Annotated in this window: 17 protein-coding genes; 4 read left to right on the top strand and 13 right to left on the bottom strand. The window is 72.3% G+C overall.

The window, feature by feature from the left end; all coding sequences use genetic code 11:
* Positions 1–37: 37 nt before the first annotated feature.
* The 4 genes from ligA to ADK41_RS36220 form a co-directional block, all read right to left on the bottom strand.
* Positions 38–2,233: an NAD-dependent DNA ligase LigA gene (gene ligA / locus ADK41_RS36235; RefSeq protein ID WP_030828799.1), complete on the bottom strand. Its 2,196-nt coding sequence runs from the start codon at positions 2,231–2,233 to the stop codon at positions 38–40.
* A 14-nt stretch (positions 2,234–2,247) separates the two neighbouring features.
* A complete protein-coding gene (locus ADK41_RS36230) occupies positions 2,248–3,249 on the bottom strand; it encodes a methionine synthase (protein WP_030828796.1) in 1,002 nt (333 codons plus the stop codon).
* A gap of 173 nt (positions 3,250–3,422) precedes the next feature.
* Positions 3,423–4,121 carry an SDR family oxidoreductase gene (locus tag ADK41_RS36225; protein WP_078662009.1) on the bottom strand — a complete coding sequence of 233 codons (699 nt, stop codon included), beginning with the start codon at positions 4,119–4,121 and terminating at the stop codon, positions 3,423–3,425.
* Positions 4,122–4,139: 18 nt separating this feature from the next.
* Positions 4,140–4,679 (bottom strand): TIGR00730 family Rossman fold protein, encoded by a 540-nt coding sequence (locus tag ADK41_RS36220; protein ID WP_030828789.1) that lies wholly within the window; start codon positions 4,677–4,679, stop codon positions 4,140–4,142.
* Between the two features lie 141 nt (positions 4,680–4,820).
* On the opposite strand from ADK41_RS36220, the gene ADK41_RS36215 reads away from it, so the two are divergent.
* Together ADK41_RS36215 and ADK41_RS36210 are read left to right on the top strand one after the other, a co-directional pair.
* Positions 4,821–5,144 (top strand): DUF427 domain-containing protein, encoded by a 324-nt coding sequence (locus ADK41_RS36215; RefSeq protein WP_030828786.1) that lies wholly within the window; start codon positions 4,821–4,823, stop codon positions 5,142–5,144.
* Positions 5,145–5,224: 80 nt separating this feature from the next.
* Positions 5,225–6,004 (top strand): alpha/beta fold hydrolase, encoded by a 780-nt coding sequence (locus ADK41_RS36210; RefSeq protein ID WP_030828783.1) that lies wholly within the window; start codon positions 5,225–5,227, stop codon positions 6,002–6,004.
* A 72-nt stretch (positions 6,005–6,076) separates the two neighbouring features.
* Here the strand turns inward: ADK41_RS36210 and ADK41_RS36205 are convergent, their stop codons facing one another.
* Together ADK41_RS36205 and mnmA are read right to left on the bottom strand one after the other, a co-directional pair.
* Positions 6,077–7,624, bottom strand: coding sequence for an adenosine deaminase family protein (locus ADK41_RS36205; protein WP_078662008.1), 1,548 nt, complete (start codon positions 7,622–7,624; stop codon positions 6,077–6,079).
* A 422-nt stretch (positions 7,625–8,046) separates the two neighbouring features.
* Positions 8,047–9,177 carry a tRNA 2-thiouridine(34) synthase MnmA gene (gene mnmA, locus ADK41_RS36200; protein ID WP_030828777.1) on the bottom strand — a complete coding sequence of 377 codons (1,131 nt, stop codon included), beginning with the start codon at positions 9,175–9,177 and terminating at the stop codon, positions 8,047–8,049.
* 60 nt (positions 9,178–9,237) lie between these two features.
* Between mnmA and ADK41_RS36195 the strand changes: the two genes are divergently transcribed.
* Positions 9,238–9,942 (top strand): N-acetylmuramoyl-L-alanine amidase, encoded by a 705-nt coding sequence (locus tag ADK41_RS36195; protein WP_030828774.1) that lies wholly within the window; start codon positions 9,238–9,240, stop codon positions 9,940–9,942.
* Here the strand turns inward: ADK41_RS36195 and ADK41_RS36190 are convergent.
* The 3 genes from ADK41_RS36190 to ADK41_RS41455 all read right to left on the bottom strand — a co-directional run bounded on the left by ADK41_RS36190 (position 9,939) and on the right by ADK41_RS41455 (position 11,671).
* Positions 9,939–11,108 (bottom strand): cysteine desulfurase family protein, encoded by a 1,170-nt coding sequence (locus ADK41_RS36190; RefSeq protein WP_030828771.1) that lies wholly within the window; start codon positions 11,106–11,108, stop codon positions 9,939–9,941. The genes ADK41_RS36195 and ADK41_RS36190 overlap by 4 nt on opposite strands.
* 70 nt (positions 11,109–11,178) lie before the next feature.
* Positions 11,179–11,445: a hypothetical protein gene (locus ADK41_RS36185; protein ID WP_030828769.1), complete on the bottom strand. Its 267-nt coding sequence runs from the start codon at positions 11,443–11,445 to the stop codon at positions 11,179–11,181.
* A 52-nt stretch (positions 11,446–11,497) separates the two neighbouring features.
* A complete protein-coding gene (locus ADK41_RS41455) occupies positions 11,498–11,671 on the bottom strand; it encodes a hypothetical protein (protein WP_030828765.1) in 174 nt (57 codons plus the stop codon).
* A gap of 112 nt (positions 11,672–11,783) precedes the next feature.
* Between ADK41_RS41455 and ADK41_RS36180 the strand changes: the two genes are divergently transcribed.
* Positions 11,784–12,431, top strand: coding sequence for a TetR family transcriptional regulator (locus ADK41_RS36180; protein WP_053670358.1), 648 nt, complete (start codon positions 11,784–11,786; stop codon positions 12,429–12,431).
* A gap of 103 nt (positions 12,432–12,534) precedes the next feature.
* Here the strand turns inward: ADK41_RS36180 and ADK41_RS36175 are convergent, their stop codons facing one another.
* The 4 genes from ADK41_RS36175 to ADK41_RS36160 all read right to left on the bottom strand — a co-directional run bounded on the left by ADK41_RS36175 (position 12,535) and on the right by ADK41_RS36160 (position 16,489).
* On the bottom strand, positions 12,535–13,392 hold the full coding sequence (locus ADK41_RS36175) for a thioesterase family protein (protein ID WP_030828761.1): 858 nt from the start codon (positions 13,390–13,392) through the stop codon (positions 12,535–12,537).
* 60 nt (positions 13,393–13,452) lie between these two features.
* Entirely contained in the window at positions 13,453–14,109 is a 657-nt protein-coding gene (locus tag ADK41_RS36170; RefSeq protein ID WP_030828758.1) for a trimeric intracellular cation channel family protein, read from the bottom strand.
* 122 nt (positions 14,110–14,231) lie between these two features.
* The gene (locus ADK41_RS36165; RefSeq protein ID WP_078662007.1) at positions 14,232–15,491 is read right to left on the bottom strand and encodes an ABC transporter ATP-binding protein; all 1,260 of its coding nucleotides are present in this window, start codon (positions 15,489–15,491) and stop codon (positions 14,232–14,234) included.
* A complete protein-coding gene (locus ADK41_RS36160; RefSeq protein WP_030828753.1) occupies positions 15,488–16,489 on the bottom strand; it encodes an ABC transporter ATP-binding protein in 1,002 nt (333 codons plus the stop codon). Before ADK41_RS36160 ends, ADK41_RS36165 begins: the two co-directional genes overlap by 4 nt.
* Between the last annotated feature and the right edge of the window lie 6 nt (positions 16,490–16,495).

The following is a 16,495-nucleotide window of genomic DNA, read 5'->3' as shown; positions in this document are numbered from 1 at the left end:
TGCATCTGATATGCGCCGATCGGTCGGTCTTCAACCGCTACTCCTCGACCGAAAGGGCGACCTCCGCCGCGGCCTCCGGGCCCTGTTCGAGGAGGACGGTGAAGCCGTCCTCGTTCAGAACCGGCACCTTGAGCTGCATCGCCTTGTCATATTTCGTCCCGGGACTGTCCCCCACGACGACGAACGACGTCTTCTTGGAGACGGACCCGGTCACCTTCGCCCCCTGGCTCTGCAGCGCCTCCTTCGCGCCGTCCCGGGTGAAGTTCTCCAGGGTCCCGGTCACCACGACGGTGAGCCCTTCCAGCGGACGCGGCCCCTCGTCCTCCCCCGACCCCTCCTCCTCCATCCGTACGCCGGCCGCCCTCCACTTGCGGATGATCTCGCGGTGCCAGTCCTCGGCGAACCACTCCTTCACGGAGGCGGCGATGATGTCGCCGACCCCCGCGGTCTCCGCCAGCTCCTTCTCGGTGGCCTGCTCGATGCGGTCGACGGAGCGGAACTCGCGGGCCAGCGCCTCCGCCGCGACCGGCCCGACATGACGGATCGACAGACCGGTCAGCACGCGCGCCAGCGGACGCTCCTTGGCCGCCGCGATGTTCGCCAGCATCGCGACCGCGTTCTTCCTCGGCTCGCCCTCCTGGTTGGCGAAGACGGTGGCGATCTTCTCCTCGCCGGTCTTCGGGTCCCGCTTGGGCAGCCCGCTGTCCTGGTCGAGCACGTACGCCTTGATGGGCAGCAACTGGTCGACGGTGAGGTCGAACAGGTCCCCCTCGTCCTTCAGCGGCGGCTCCTCCGGCTCCAGCGGCCGGGTCAGCGCCGCCGCGGCGACATAGCCGAAGTGCTCGATGTCCAGCGCCTTGCGCCCGGCCAGGTAGAACAGCCGCTCCCGCAACTGGGCCGGGCACGTACGGGCGTTGGGGCAGCGCAGGTCGACGTCGCCCTCCTTCATCGGCCTGAGCGGCGTACCGCACTCGGGGCACTCGGCCGGCATCACGAACTCCCGCTCGCTGCCGTCCCGCAGGTCGGCGACCGGCCCGAGGATCTCCGGGATCACGTCACCGGCCTTGCGCAGCACCACCGTGTCGCCGATGAGGACGCCCTTGGCCTTGACCACGTCCTGGTTGTGCAGCGTGGCGAACTCGACCTCGGACCCGGCCACCGTGACCGGTTCGACCTGGGCGTACGGCGTGACCCTGCCCGTACGTCCCACGCCCACGCGGATGTTGACCAGCTTGGTGTTGACCTCCTCGGGCGCGTACTTGTACGCGATGGCCCAGCGCGGGGCGCGCGAGGTGGTGCCGAGGCGGCCCTGGAGCGGGATCTCGTCGAGCTTGACGACGACGCCGTCGATCTCGTGCGCCACGGAGTGGCGGTTCTCGCCGTAGTGGGCGATGAACTCCCGTACGCCCTCCAGGTCGTCGACCACCCTGTTGTGCGGGGAGGTCGGAAGCCCCCAGGTCCTCAGCAGGTCGTAACCCTGGGAGAGGCGGGTCATGCCCTGGTAGCCCTCCAGGACGCCGATGCCGTGCACCACCATGTGCAGCGGGCGGGTGGCGGTGACCCGGGGGTCCTTCTGCCGCAGCGAACCGGCCGCCGCGTTGCGCGGGTTGGCGAACGGCTTGTCGCCGGCCGCGTTCAGCCGCGCGTTGAGTTCCTGGAACTTCTCCATCGGAAAGTAGACCTCGCCGCGGATCTCCACGACGTCGGGCACCTCGTCGCCCTTCAGCCGGTCCGGGATCTCGGCGATGGTGCGCACGTTGGGCGTGATGTCCTCACCGGTGCGGCCGTCGCCGCGGGTCGCCGCGCGGACCAGCCGGCCCTTCTCGTAGGTGAGGTTGACGGCGAGGCCGTCGACCTTCAGCTCGCACAGGAAGTGGTACTTCTGCGTGCCCAGCTCCCGCTGGATGCGCTCCACCCAGGCGGCGAGATCGTCGTCGTTGAAGGTGTTGTCGAGGGAGAGCATGCGCGAGCGGTGCTCGACGGAGGTGAACTCCGTCTCGTACGCCCCGGCGACCTTCTGGGTCGGCGAGTCGGGGGTGCGCAGCTCGGGATGCTCCTCCTCCAGCGCCTCCAGCTCCCGCAGCAGCCGGTCGAAGTCGGCGTCGCTGATGACGGGGGCGTCGTTCACGTAGTACCGGAAGCGGTGCTCCTCGATCCGCTCAGCGAGCCGGGCGTGCTTCTCCCGTGCCTCGGCGGGCACGCTCGTCGTCTCCGCTTGCTTGTCGCCGGCCACCGTGTGTCCTCCCGTTACTCTGGGTTGTCCGCGAGTGATCTCGCCGCCCGGACGCACTGGGCGAGGGCCCTGCGCGCGTACTCCGGGGAGGCCCCCGCGAGTCCGCACACCGGGGTGAGCGTGACCGCCTCCGGGAGGAGTCCCGGCCGCAGCCCCAGCCTGCGCCAGAGCGTCCTGACACCCATGACGCTACCGCCCGGGTCCGACAACGGGCCGTCCGTCCCCGGGACGACACCGGCGAACAGTCTGGTCCCGCTCTCCACCGCCTCCCCGATCACCTCGTCGTCACGCTCGGTGAGAAGGGAGAAGTCGAAGGAGATCGCCGCCGCGCCCGCCCGGCGCAGCAGGGCGAACGGGACGTCCGGTGCGCACGAGTGGACCACGACGGGCCCGCCGCCGTGCGCCCCGACGACGTCCCGCAGCGTGGCCTCGACGATCTGCCGGTCCACCGCGCGGTGGGTGCGGTAGCCGCTGGCGGTCCTCACCTGTCCGCGCAGCACGGCGGTGAGGGAGGGTTCGTCGAGCTGCAGGACGACCTGGGCGCCGGGGACGCGCCGCCGGACCTCGGCGAGGTGCAGGCGCAGCCCCTCGGCGAGCGAGGCGGCGAGGTCGCGGCAGGCGCCGGGGTCGGAGAGGGCGGCCTCGCCGTTCCTCAGCTCCAGGGCGGCGGCGAGCGTCCACGGGCCGACCGCCTGGACCTTCAGCGGGCCCTGGTACTCCTGCGTGAACTCCTCCAGCGCGTCGAGGTCCTCGACGAGCCAGGAGCGGGCGCGCCTGGTGTCGCGGCCCGGGCGGTCGCCGAGACGCCAACCGCTGGGCTCGACGCGGGCGTAGAGCTCGACGAGCAGGCCGGCGGTGCGGCCGATCATGTCCGCGCCGGGGCCGCGGGCGGGGAGTTCGGGGAGGTGGGGGAAGGTCTCGAAGCTGCCGGTGACCGTTCTGGCGGCCTCGCGGGCGTCCCCGCCCGGCATGGAGCCGATGCCGGTGGCGGGGCCGAAGCGAAGGTTGTCGTTCACGGGTGAAGCGTACGCAGGGGTGGCGCCGGAGGTGTTTCGCCCCCGCCGCCCTTTCCCTTCCCGTCCCCGGGGGCGCTGCCCCCGGACCCCCGCTCCTCAAACGCCGGAGGGGCTGGATGGTGCCGGACGGGTGGGAGGGTGCGGACGGGTGGGAGGGTGCGGACGGAGTGCGGCTACCGCCCCGGTCGGACCGTCAGGTCGTTGATCTCCGCGTCGGCCGGCAGGTCCAGGGCCGTCACGATGGTCGTGGCGACCGACTCGGGGTCGATCCACCGGGCCGGGTCGTACTCCTTGCCCTCCTGCTGGTGGACCTTGGCCTGCATGGGGCTGGCCGTGCGGCCGGGGTAGACCGAGGTGACGCGCACCCCGTTGCCGTGCTCCTCGTGGCGCAGGGAGTCCGCGAGGGCCTTCAGGCCGTGCTTGGAAGCGGCGTACGCGGACCAGTCGGCGTGGGCGGCCAGGCCGGCGCCGGAGTTGACGAAGATCACGTGGCCCCGGCTCGCGCGGAGCTGGGGCAGGAAGTGGCGGGTCAGCTCGGCGGGGGCGATCAGGTTGACGTTGAGCTGGTGCCGCCAGGTCTTCGGGGTCAGCTCGCCGACCGGACCGAGGTCGACCACGCCGGCGACGTGGAGGAGGGAGTCCACCCGGTCCGGGAGCGGCTGGTGGGAGAAGGCCCAGGAGAGCTTGTCCGGGTCCGCCAGGTCGCCGACGAGGGTGCGGGCGCCGGGGAACCGGGCCGCCAGTTCCTTCGCCCGGCCCGCGTCGCGCGCGTGCAGGACGAGTTCGTCCCCGCGCGCGTGCAGACGGCGGGCGACGGCCGCTCCGATGCCGGAGCCCGCTCCGGTGATCACATGTGTAGCCATGCCCGCCATGCTCGCATCATCGGGCGCTCACTCCATGCCCAGGCTCTCCTCCAGGTAGGCCAGCGCGCCCACCGGCTCCTCGGCGAAGAACACCAGGTCGGTCAGCGGGCGGGGCAGGAAGCCCTCGTCCTCCATGCGGCGGAACTGTTCCTTGAGCCCGTCGTAGAAGCCCGCGGTGTTGAGCAGGACCACTGGCTTCTCGGTGTGTCCGTGCTTCTTCAGTTCCAGGATCTCGGTCGCCTCGTCGAGGGTGCCGGTGCCGCCGACCATGACGACCACCGCGTCGGCCTTCTCCAGCAGCAGCCGCTTGCGCTCGGCGAGATCCTTGGCGATCACCATCTCGTCGACGCCGTCGCGGGCCTTCGCCGAGAGGAACTCCACGGAGACGCCGCAGAGCCGGCCGCCCGCCTCGTGCACCCCGTCGGCGACGACCTTCATCAGGCCGGTGTCCGAACCGCCCCACACCAGTGTGTGACCGCCCTTGCCGAGCAGCCGCCCGAACTCCCGCGCGGGGCGTGTGTAGCGTTCGTCGAGGTCGGCGGCGGAGAGAAAGACACAGATGTTCACGGACCCACAGTACGGGCCCGGTCGGACGTCGCGGCCGGCCGCGTCCTCGACCGCCGGTGCGGCAGCCGGGTCCTCCTCGGGAAGAAGTCCGCTTCGGGGTGCGCTGTACTCGTGGAGTCGGCCATCCGAGGAGGAACGATCGTGACCACAGGCCACCGCATCACCATCGAGGCCAGTGACCGGCACGTGCGCGTGGTGCACGGCGGGCAGGTGCTGGCGGAGAGCGACGGGGCGCTGCTGCTGAAGGAGACGGGGTGTCCCGACCGGTACTACATCCCGCCGGCGGACGTCCGGCTCGACCTGCTGACGCCCTCCGGGACGCACACGCGCTGCCCCTTCAAGGGCACCGCGTCCTACTGGTCGCTGCCGGACGCGGCGGATCTGGCCTGGGCGTACCCGGAGCCGAAGCCGGACGTCGCGCGGATCAAGGACCACCTCTGCTTCTACGAGGTGGAAGTCGGCTGATCAGTTGAACGGGTTGTGATGGTCGAACGCGCCGCCCGCCTCACCGACGAACGCCGCCCCGTGCGGCAGTCTGGCGTGACATGGACAAGAACATTGCTTCGCGTGACGGCACCTCCCTGGCGTACGAGAGCGCCGGGCGGGGCGCCACGATCGTTCTCGTCAGTGGCGCGATGTCGACGGGCGGCACGGTGGCCCCGCTGGCGGCCCGTCTCTCGGAGCGGTTCCGGGTGGTCGTGTACGACCGCCGGGGCCGGGGCGCCAGCGGGGACGCGGCGCCGTACGCGGTGGAGCGCGAGGTCGAGGACCTGGCGGCGCTGATCGAGGCGGTGGGCGGCGAGGCCGCGCTGTACGGCGTCTCCTCGGGCGGCGCGCTGGCGCTCAGGGCGGCGGCGGGCGGACTCCCGGTGCGCCACGTCGCCGTGTACGAGACGCCGTACGCGATGTCGTCCGACGCCCTGGAGGAACGCGCGCGGTACACCGAGCAGCTGACCGCGGCGCTCGCCGAGGGGCGGCGCGGGGACGCGGTGGAGCTCTTCCTGCGGCTGACCGGACTGGGCGAGGAGGTCATCCGGGGCGCGCGGCAGTCACCGCTGTGGGCCGGGATGGAGTCGATCGCGCCGAGCCTCGCGTACGACGACGCCGTGATGGGCGACGGGAGCGTCCCGCGCGAGCTGCTGGCGTCGATCCGGGTGCCGGTGCTGTCGATCGCGGGCGACGCGAGCCCGGCGTGGATGCGCGGGGCCGCGCGGGCGATCGCGGAGTCCGTCCCCCGGGGCACGTACCGCGCCCTGGGGGGCCAGACCCACATGGTGGAGCCGGACGTCCTGGCGCCGGTCCTGGCGGAGTTCTTCGCCCGGTGAGCGAGGGGGCGCCACCAGGGCCGTGAGTCCCCGCGGCGCGGGCGCGTGGGGACTCACGGCATCGGGGGCGGGTCAGGAGTGGGCGCGGAATTTCGACTCGAAGTGGTGGAAGGCCCTTTCCTGCTTCCACTGTGCGGCGGCCTTCGGGCTGGCGTCCAGCAGGCGCCGGCAGTCCGCGCCGGGGCGGGCGGTGCCGAGCTCGGTGCTCCGGCAGTCGGCGGCCGGACGGTAGCCGTCACGGGTGGGGTTGCCCCGCCAGAGGCTCGCGCCCGGGAGGAAGGCGTACTCCAGGGAGGCGCGGGCGAGGTCCTTCAACTCCGGGTAGGACAGGCCGTACGTGTCGGCGGCATACCGGTACTCGTGGCTGATGTCGATCCGGCTGACGCCGGGGTCGTCGGTGGCCAGCACGATGGGCACGCCGTAGGCGCGGTAGGTCTCGAAGGGGTGGTCGGCGCCGCGCACTCCGAGGATCTGGGCGTTGCTGGTGAAGGGGACCTCGACGGCGGTCTCGCGGACGGCCATGGTGCGCGCGGTGCGCTGCCAGTCGTCCTCGTGGAGGAGGTCGACCCCGTGACCGATGCGGTCGGCGCGGGCGACGTCCACGGCCTCCTTGATGTGGAAGGCGAGGTCGGCGGGCTTCACCAGGCCGGGCCACAGCTCACCGGCGTGCAGGGTGACGTGCGCCCCGGGGTAGACGCCCCGGAGGTACCGCAGCATGCGCATCTGGAGGCTGTAGTCGCGCAGTGCGCTCTCCGAGTCCTCGGGCTGGACCAGGTTGACCGCGACGAACCGGGGGTCGCGCTCGGCCAGGCGCATGCCGAGCGCCATCTGCGTGAAGACCCGCTCCGGTGAACTGCCGCGCGAGACCTGGGAGATCCAGCGCACCGGGAGGCGGCAGGCGGGCCGGGGGCTGCCGGTGTCGCAGCGGGCGGCGGTGCGGAATTCGGTGTCGGCGTCGTCGGACTCCTTCCGGGCCTCGGCGACCAGCCGGTCCAGCTTGCCCCCGGCCGTCAGCTTCTCGTGCAGCCGGGCGAGATCCGGGTCCCAGCCGACCTCCGCCGCGAGCTGCTTCGCCCCGTCGGAGGCCGGGGTGACCATGGTCTCCAGGTAGAACTGGTTCTGCGCGGCGACGTCGTCGGCGACCTCGGCGAGCAGCTTCCCGCGGTGGCGCCACGTCACCTCGCCGAACTTGCCGAAGGCGTCGAAGAAGTGGTCGTGGCCGTTGCCGTCGGCCGGGAAGTCCTGCATGGACCAGGCGCGCACGAGCGCGTCGTGGAAGGCACGGTCGGTGCGGGCGTCCGCGGCGGGGCGGGTGCCCTCGCCGCACGGCGGTGCGACGGCGGTCATCGTCGAGGTGTCGACGCACAGCCCGTCCTCGGCGGCCAGTTCGACGAGGTACTCGGTGGAGACCGCGCCGGAGAGGTGGTTGTGCAGGTCACCGCCCTTGGGCAGTCGGCGGAAGAAGTCCTCGGCCAGGCGTGGGGCGTCGCGGATCGCGTCCAGCCGGGCGGCCGTGTCCGCCTCGGCGGCGGTGCGGGTACGGCGCGAGAGGCCGGAGATCCGATGAGTCACACCCGGTGATCGCCGGAGCGGACGCCTGGGACACGGGTCCGGGGCGATGCGCGCCGAGGGATCACCCGGGTGGGGGAATCGTGTGTCCGTGAACGCGTACCGCCGGCTGCCGTACCGCGGGGGCCGGCACCGGACCGCGCGGAACGGAACGCCATCAGGTTCAACCCCGTGTCTCCGGGGGCGTCCCGGCGCTCACACGGGCATCGGCGCCGCGTCGGTGCGCCGATGCCCGTGGCCTCGGGCAGAGACCGCCCGCCGGGCCGGAGCCCCGTACGTGTATTCGCCGCGCGGCTCGTGGTGGCGGTCCGCACCGTAGGCCTCGAAGGCCTCCTTCTGCGCGTCGATCTCCGCCTTCGGCACACCTCCGCACACATGCGCGCGCACGTTCTGCGGCTTCGCGGCCGGCGAGTCGTCGACCCAGCTGCGAACGTTGACCGCGCTCTTCCCGTACCGGGCCTGGAGGAGCGCCGTCAGGCCACGCCGGCCGTCGCCCGCACCGTCGAGGCGATCGTCGCCGAGCCCACCACGCGGGTGCCGTCGTACAGGACGATCGCCTGGCCTGGGGCGACGCCGCGGACCGGCTCGGTGAACGAGACCTCCAGGGTGCCGTCGACGAGTTCCGCCCTCACCTCGGTCTCGCCGCCGTGGGCGCGCAGCTGGGCCGTGTAGGCGCCGGGGCCGGTGGGGGCGGCGCCGCACCAGCGGGGCCTGATCGCGGTGAGGGCGGTGACGTCGAGGGCCGCCGCGGGGCCGACGGTGACGGTGTTGGTCACCGGGGAGATGTCGAGGACGTAGCGGGGCTTGCCGTCGGGGGCGGGGGTGCCGATCCGCAGGCCCTTGCGCTGGCCGATGGTGAAGCCGTACGCGCCCTCGTGGCTGCCGACCTTGGCGCCGGACTCGTCGACGATGTCGCCTTCGGCCTTGCCGAGACGGTTCGCGAGGAAGCCCTGGGTGTCGCCGTCGGCGATGAAGCAGATGTCGTGCGAGTCGGGCTTCTTGGCGACGGCGAGTCCGCGCCGCTCGGCCTCCGCGCGGATCTCCTCCTTGGTGGTGACCGTGTCGCCGAGGGGGAACATGGCGTGGGCGAGCTGGCGGTCGTCGAGCACGCCGAGGACGTAGCTCTGGTCCTTGGCCATGTCGGAGGCGCGGTGCAGTTCGCGGGTGCCGTCCTCGCGCAGGATCACCTGGGCGTAGTGGCCGGTGCAGACCGCGTCGAAGCCGAGCGCCAGCGCCTTGTCCAGCAGGGCGGCGAACTTGATCTTCTCGTTGCAGCGCAGGCACGGGTTGGGGGTGCGGCCGGCCTCGTACTCGGCGACGAAGTCCTCGACGACGTCCTCGCGGAAGCGGTCGGCGAGGTCCCACACGTAGAACGGGATGCCGATGACGTCGGCGGCGCGGCGGGCGTCGCGCGAGTCCTCGATGGTGCAGCAGCCCCGCGCGCCGGTACGGAACGACTGCGGGTTCGCGGAGAGCGCGAGGTGGACGCCGGTCACGTCGTGGCCCGCTTCGGCCGCGCGGGCGGCGGCGACGGCGGAGTCGACTCCGCCGGACATGGCGGCCAGGACGCGGAGGGGGCGGGAGCGCTGCGAGGTCTCAGTCATAACCCCTCCAGGGTACGGGGGTGCGGGAACCACGGCCGCCGGGTATCCGTTCCTGATCACATGGGGGCGAGAAGAGCATCCGAGGACGGGGACCGGCGCATCGGGCGGCGGGCCCTGATCGTGGGCGGGGTGGCGGCAGCGGCGGGCACGGCGGCGCTGGCGCGGGACGAACTGGCGCGGCTGTGGTGGCGCGTGCCCGGGGTCGAGAAACCGCGTGAGCCGGGCGCCGTCGACTACGCGGGCGCCCGCTGGGTGGCGGCCTCGGACGCCAACTGGCGCCGCGCGGACCGGCCGGACGACTTCGGCGTCGACATGGTGATCGTCCATGTCACCCAGGGCAGCTTCGACAGCGCGGTGCGGGCGTTCCAGGATCCGGGGCACAAGGCCGCCTCGCACTACATCGTGGGCCAGGACGGCCGGGTCGCCCAGATGATCCGCGAGCTGGACGTGGCGTACCACGCGGGCAACCGCGACTACAACGAGCGCAGTGTCGGCATCGAGCACGAGGGCTTCGTGGACCGCCCCGAGGACCTCACGGACGAGATGTACGAGGCCTCGGCCCGCCTCACGGCCCGCATATGCGCCCGTTACGACATACCCGTCGACCGCGATCACATCCTCGGCCACGTCGAGGTCCCGGGCACGGACCACACCGACCCGGGCCCGCACTGGGACTGGGACCGCTACATGGAGCTGGTCCGGCGGGCCCGCACGGAACAGGCCCGGACCGGCCCTTCGGGCTCCCCGTCCGCCACGGCGGGTTAGCTCAGTCCCGCCGCGCGGGCCCGTTCCACCGCCGGGCCGATGGCCTTGGCCACGGCTTCCACGTCGGCCTCCGTGGAGGTGTGACCCAGGGAGAAGCGCAGGGTGCCGCGGGCCAGGTCGGGTTCCACCCCGGTGGCCAGGAGGACGTGGCTGGGCTGGGCGACGCCGGCGGTGCAGGCGGAGCCGGTGGAGCACTCGATGCCCTGGGCGTCCAGGAGGAGCAGCAGGGAGTCGCCCTCGCAGCCGGGGAAGGTGAAGTGCGCGTTGGCCGGAAGACGCCCCCCGGGGGCGGGGTCGCCGCCGAGGACGGCGTCCGGCACGGCCTCGCGGACCGCGGCGACCAGGTCGTCGCGCAGCCTGCCGATCTCGCGGGCGAACCACTCCTGCCGCTCGGCGGCGAGCCGTCCGGCCGTCGCGAAGGCGGCGACGGCGGGGACGTCGAGGGTGCCGGAGCGGACGTGGCGTTCCTGGCCGCCGCCGTGCAGGACGGGCACGGGGGTGTGTTCGCGGCCCAGGAGCAGCGCGCCGATGCCGTACGGACCGCCGATCTTGTGGCCGGACACGGTCATCGCGGCGAGCCCAGACGCGGCGAAGTCCACCGGGACCTGCCCGAAGGCCTGGACCGCGTCGGAGTGCAGCGGCACACCGAACTCGGCCGCGATTCCGGCGAGTTCGCGGACCGGCAGGATCGTCCCGATCTCGTTGTTGGCCCACATGACGGTGGCGAGGGCGACGTCGTCGGGGTTGCGGGCGATGGCCTCGCGCAGGGCGTCCGGGTGGACCCGGCCGTGGGGGTCGACCGGCAGGTACTCGACGGTGGCGCCCTCGTGCTCGCCGAGCCAGTGGACGGCGTCGAGGACGGCGTGGTGTTCGACGGGGCTGGCGAGGACCCGGGTGCGGGCCGGGTCCGCGTCGCGGCGGGACCAGTACAGGCCCTTCACGGCGAGGTTGTCGGCCTCGGTTCCGCCGGAGGTGAGGACGATCTCGCTGGGCCGGGCGCCGAGCGCCTCGGCGAGGGTTTCGCGGGCCTCCTCGACGGTGCGCCGGGCGCGGCGGCCGGCCGCGTGGAGGGAGGAGGCGTTGCCGGTGACGCCCAGGTGCGCGGCGAGTGCCTCGACTGCCTCGGGAAGCATCGGGGTGGTCGCGGCGTGGTCGAGGTAAGCCATGGTGGGGCCGATTCTACGGGGCCCCGTGCACCGGCCACGGATCACGGCCGACGGGGGACGCGCCGGCCGCTCAGAAGCTCCACGAGACCGTGCTGTCCACCTGCATGAACGCGGCCAGGACGAGGAGGTCGGCGACACCGAGGCCGAGCCCCAGGAAGGCGCGGCCGCGTCGGGCCGTGCCCCGCCACAGCGCCACGGCCGCCAGCACGATGGCGGTCGGGCCGAGGAAGACGTTGAGGACGAGCAGGCCCAGCAGGCCCAGGACGAAGGACGCGACGGCCATGCCGTCGGCGTCACGGAGACCGGTGCGCCGGGCGGCCGGTGCGGTCAGGTGCATGATGATCGGCTCCCACGGTCGGAGGGACGGGGTACGGACGGCCCGGTGCGGGTCAGTGCGCCGAGCTGCCGCGTCCACGACCATGGCCGTGGCGCTCGCGCAGGGCGAAGACGCCGAGCCACACGGCGATGACGGCGCCCGCGACGACGGAGAAGGAGAGCGGGGCGTGGGCGACGGTGCCCAGGGCGACGCCCAGCAGCATCAGCGCGGCGACGAGGAACAGCATGAGTGGATCCCCCAGGTCGGTGAACGATTGTAGGTACAGTTGTTCACTGAGTTCCCAGCCTAGCGCGGGTCATGACTTCCCAACGTCGGAGAACAGCTGTTGACTGGATGGCATGAGTCACACCCTCGGCGTCCGGCAGGCCCAGAAGCAGAAGACACGGCGGGCGCTGCTCGACGCGGCGCTGGAACTGCTCGAGGAGCAGAGTCTGAGCAGCCTCGGGCTGCGTGAGGTCACCCGCGCGGCGGGGGTGGCGCCGACCGCCTTCTACCGGCACTTCCGTTCCGTCGAGGATCTGGGGGTGGCGCTGGTCGAGGAGGCACTGGGCAGTCTGCACCCGATGATCCGGACGATCGTGTCCACGACCGGGGACGGCGAGGAACGCATCGTGCGGGCGATCGGGCTGATCGCCCGTCATGTCGACGCGCACCCGGCGCACGTGCGGTTCATCGCCCGGGAGCGGCACGGCGGGGTGCAGGTGGTGCGGGAGGCGATACGGGATCAGCTGGCGCTGTTCGCCGTGGAGGTGGGGGAAGCGCTGGCGGAGGATCCGGTGTCCGCGGGGTGGGGGGAGGAGGATCTGATGATGCTGGCGCAGTTGTACGTCGATCAGATGCTCGTGACCGCTTCGGCGCTCCTGGAGGCGCCGGTGAGTGGGGTGGGGGCGCGGGAGCGGGTGTTCCGGACGGCGGTGCGTCGGATGCGGTTGATCGGGATCGGGCGTGCGCACTGGCTGGAGGGCGGGGTGGGTGGGGGTGGGTGAGGGGTTTTTCGCCCCCGCCGCCCCTACCCGTCCCATCCCGGGGGCGCTGCCCCCGGACCCCCGCTCCTCAAACGCCGGAGGGGCTGAATTTCGCCGGACGGACTTAAAGGCGGGCCCGGGCCAGTTGGCGGGACTGGGCCACCAGGCGGTCGGCGGCGTCCCAGACCTCGGCGTCCTCCTCCAGGAAGCCGCCGGCGAGGTTGCGGGTGGTGACCGAGACGCGCAGCGGGCCCGGAGCCGGACGGCAGCGGACGTGGACGGTCAGCTCCACCGTCGGGACCCAGCCGGACAGGCCCAGCTCGAAGGCGGTCGGCGGCAGGGCGTCCACCGCGAGGAGCAGGGAGAGCGGATCGGGGTCCCGGCCGTCGGCGAGACCGAACCAGGCCCGCATCTCCCCCTTGCCGGAGGGCTGCCCGAGCGCCCATCCCAGGGTCGAGGGGTCCAGCTTGAGCATCAGGCGCTCGGTGATGGCGGAACTGCCGTCGACCGGGGCGGGACCGTCCTCGGGGCCGAGGCACTGCTCCATCGGCGGCATCGCGGGCGGCTCGGCCGTCGTACGGACGTCGTCGGGGAGGGAGTCCAGGTCTCCGTAGGAGGCGAGGACGCGGATGCGCTCCACCTCGCGGCCCTCCCCGTCGACCTGGAAGAGGGAGGCCTGGCCGGTCGACAGCGTCCGTCCGGTGCGCACGGTCTCGGTGCGGACGACCGCCGGGCCCGGCCGGGAGGCGGTCAGGTAGTGCGCGGAGATGGTGAACGGGTCGGCGTGCGGCAGGGCGTCCGCGAGCGCGCGGCCCAGGACGGCCAGCAGATAGCCGCCGTTGACGGCGTTGATGATCGTCCAGCCGGCGGAGAGGTCGATGTCGTAGACGCCGGGCGCACGCGGGGTGAGCGCGGTGTCGCGGTCGAACTCGCCGGCGCCGATGGCGGCCCGGACGGGCTGGGCGGAGGCTGCTTCTGGCATGGCTGAACAGTACAAGAAGATGATACTAAGCGGTAGCTTTGCCCGTGCGCCCCGGTGGGACTACTCCTCCTGGACCGTCGAACGGCGGTGCCACGCACGGGGAGCCCGCCAGTGGTAGCGCATCGCGAGCAGCCGCAGCACGAAGGCCGTGACCACGGCGAGGCTGCTGGTCCCCGCGTTCAGCACGTCGTAGCGGATGCACAGCGCGGTCAGGGCGGCGCCGACGACGGCCGGGACGGCGTACAGGTCGCGGTCCCAGCGCAGCAGCGACGGCACCTCGTTGGCGAGCACGTCGCGCAGCACACCGCCGCCGACCGCGGTGGCCAGGCCCAGACAGGCGGAGGCGGTCAGGCCGAGGCCGTAGTCGTACGCCTTGGTCGTGCCGACCACGCAGAACAGACCGAGGCCGGCCGCGTCGAACACGTTGACGCCGATCTGGATGCGCTCCACGTGCGGGTGGAGGAAGAACACCAGGACCGTGGCGAGCAGCGGGGTGACGAAGTACCCCAGGTCCGTGAAGGCGGCGGGCGGTACGGCGCCGATGACCAGGTCGCGGAAGAGTCCGCCGCCGAGCGCGGTGACCTCGGCGAGCACGGCGATGCCGAAGACGTCGAAGTTCTTGCGGACGGCCAGCAGGGCGCCGGAGATCGCGAAGACGAAGATGCCGATCAGATCGAGCGTGTGCAGGACGGACGGACTGAACAGTTGCTGGAGCACCCTCATATTCTCACCCAGCAAGAACCCCTCGCCTTGCAAACCAAGGCGAGGGGTGATGTGAACTTGCTGTCCGCAAGCCGTTCAGCGGAGCCGTACGAGGCCCCGGGAAGGACCGCGGTCCGTCAGCCGGTCTTGTCCTGCTCCTTGTCGGAGTCGGACGCGTCCGGTCCCGCGGCGTCGAGGTCCTTCGCGACGGCGCCGGCCGTCCGGTCGCCCGGGGCCTCGGCCGCCGACGGCACCTTCTCCTTGACCGCCGTGGCGTCCGGCTTGGTCGTCGAGTCGGCCGGCAGGAGGACGGCGGGAACCTTCGCCTCGTCCTCGGTCTGCTCGACCACCGCGCCTTCGCCCTCCGTGACGGCCTCGATGCCCGTGGGCCGGGTCAGCGCCAGCTCTCCCGACGCGATCTCCTCGGCGAAGTGGCAGGCCACCCGGTGGCCGTCACCGAGGTCCCGCAGCTGCGGCCGCTCCGTCGCGCACCGCTCGGCCTGGGCCCAGGGGCAGCGCGTGTGGAAGCGGCAGCCGCTGGGCGGGTTGGCCGGGGAGGGCAGGTCGCCGGTGAGCAGGATGCGCTCGCGCCGGTCCTCCACCTCCGGGTCGGGCACCGGCACGGCCGACATCAGGGCCTTGGTGTACGGGTGCTTCGGCTCGGCGTACAGCGCGTCGCTCGGCGCCTCCTCGACCAGCGATCCCAGGTACATCACGCCGATCGTGTCGGAGATGTGCCGGACCACCGCGAGGTCGTGGGCGATCACCAGGTAGGTCAGGCCGAGTTCCTCCTGGAGCTCGTCCAGCAGGTTGATGACCTGGGCCTGGACCGACACGTCGAGCGCGGAGACCGGCTCGTCGCAGATGATCACGTCCGGTTCGAGGACCAGCGCGCGGGCGATGCCGATGCGCTGGCGCTGACCGCCGGAGAACTCGTGCGGGTAGCGGGAGAGCGCGTTGGAGGGCAGGCCGACCTTGTCCAGGATCGACTTGATCTTCTCCCGGCGCTCCTCCTGGTCCTTGCCGATGCCGTGGGCGATCATGCCCTCGGACAGGATGGACTCGATGTTCTGCCGGGGGTTGAGCGAGCCCAGCGGGTCCTGGAAGACCATCTGGAGCCGGCGCCGGAAGCGGCGCATCTCCTCGCCGGGCAGTTTCGCCAGGTCGGTGCCGTCGAGGACGACGGACCCCTCGGTGATGTCCACCAGCCGCAGCACGGACCGCCCGAGGGTGGTCTTGCCGCAGCCGGACTCGCCGACCAGACCGTAGGTCTCGCCGGCCTCGACCTTCAGGGAGACCCCGTCCACGGCGTAGACGTGACCGACCGTGCGGTCGACGAAGATGCCCTTCTTGATGGGGAAGTGGACCTTGACGCCGTCCAGTTCGAGCAGGCTCATGCGGTGACCTCCTCGGCCTTCGCGTCGTCGAGTACGGGGTTGACGCACCGCACCTGGTGGCCGGCCGCACGCGGCTCGGTGAGCTGCGGGGTGCCGGTCAGGCAGCCCATCTCGTACCGGTCGCAGCGGGGCGCGAAGGCGCAGCCGTCGGCCCAGGCGATGCGGTCGTTGATGGAACCCCGGATGGGGGTGAGGGGTTCGCCCCGGGGAGCGTCCAGACGCGGGATGGAGCCCAGCAGTCCGTGCGCGTAGGGGTGGGTCGGGTGGCCGAACAGCTCGCGGCGCCCGGCGGACTCGACGGTCTTGCCCGCGTAGAGCACGTTGACCTGGTCGCAGAGGCCGGCGACCACGCCGAGGTCGTGGGTGATCATCAGCAGGGCGGTGCCCTCCTGGTCCACCAGTTCCTTGAGCAGTTCCAGGATCTGCGCCTGGATCGTCACGTCGAGGGCCGTGGTGGGCTCGTCGGCGATGAGCATGCGCGGGGCGCAGGCCACCGCCATGGCGATCAGCGCGCGCTGGCGCATACCGCCGGAGAGCTGGTGCGGGTACTCCTTGAGCCGCCGGGTCGGGTCGGGGATGCCGACCCGGTCCAGCAGGTGGGCGGCCTCCTTGCGGGCGGCCTCGCCCTTCAGCCCGCGGTGGCGCTCCAGGATCTCGGTGACCTGCACGCCGATCGGCACGACCGGGTTGAGCGAGGACAGCGGGTCCTGGAAGATCATCGCCATTTCGCTGCCGCGCAGGTCGCGGCGGGCGGAAGGGCTCATCGTGAACAGGTCCGTGCCGTCGAACTCGGCACGGCCGCCGATGGTGACGCCCTTGCTCGGGAGCAGGCCCATCAGGGCCAGGGAGGTGACGGACTTTCCGCAGCCGGACTCGCCGACCAGGCCCACGACCTGGCCCTGGTCGACCTCGAAGGAGACGCCGTCGACCGCCCGGGACTCCTTGCGGCCGCGGCCGCCGAAGGTGATGGTCAGTTCGTCGACAGTGAGCAGAGACATGGTGGT

The organism is Streptomyces caelestis (assembly GCF_001279005.1).
Classification (GTDB): Bacteria; Actinomycetota; Actinomycetes; order Streptomycetales; family Streptomycetaceae; genus Streptomyces; species Streptomyces heliomycini.
The sequence above is the reverse complement of the archived record's forward strand: the minus strand, read 5'-3'. Positions and strand labels throughout refer to the sequence as shown.

Coding starts and splice junctions, on each gene's coding strand:
- ADK41_RS36165 (WP_078662007.1), bottom strand. CDS start 15,491: ATGAGCCTGCTCGAACTGGACGGCGTCAAGGTCCACTTCCCCATCAAG.
- ADK41_RS36180 (WP_053670358.1), top strand. CDS start 11,784: ATGAGTCACACCCTCGGCGTCCGGCAGGCCCAGAAGCAGAAGACACGG.
- ADK41_RS36175 (WP_030828761.1), bottom strand. CDS start 13,392: ATGCCAGAAGCAGCCTCCGCCCAGCCCGTCCGGGCCGCCATCGGCGCC.
- mnmA (WP_030828777.1), bottom strand. CDS start 9,177: ATGACTGAGACCTCGCAGCGCTCCCGCCCCCTCCGCGTCCTGGCCGCC.
- ADK41_RS36185 (WP_030828769.1), bottom strand. CDS start 11,445: ATGCACCTGACCGCACCGGCCGCCCGGCGCACCGGTCTCCGTGACGCC.
- ADK41_RS41455 (WP_030828765.1), bottom strand. CDS start 11,671: ATGCTGTTCCTCGTCGCCGCGCTGATGCTGCTGGGCGTCGCCCTGGGC.
- ADK41_RS36225 (WP_078662009.1), bottom strand. CDS start 4,121: ATGGCGGGCATGGCTACACATGTGATCACCGGAGCGGGCTCCGGCATC.
- ADK41_RS36160 (WP_030828753.1), bottom strand. CDS start 16,489: ATGTCTCTGCTCACTGTCGACGAACTGACCATCACCTTCGGCGGCCGC.
- ADK41_RS36190 (WP_030828771.1), bottom strand. CDS start 11,108: ATGGCTTACCTCGACCACGCCGCGACCACCCCGATGCTTCCCGAGGCA.
- ADK41_RS36210 (WP_030828783.1), top strand. CDS start 5,225: ATGGACAAGAACATTGCTTCGCGTGACGGCACCTCCCTGGCGTACGAG.
- ADK41_RS36195 (WP_030828774.1), top strand. CDS start 9,238: ATGGGGGCGAGAAGAGCATCCGAGGACGGGGACCGGCGCATCGGGCGG.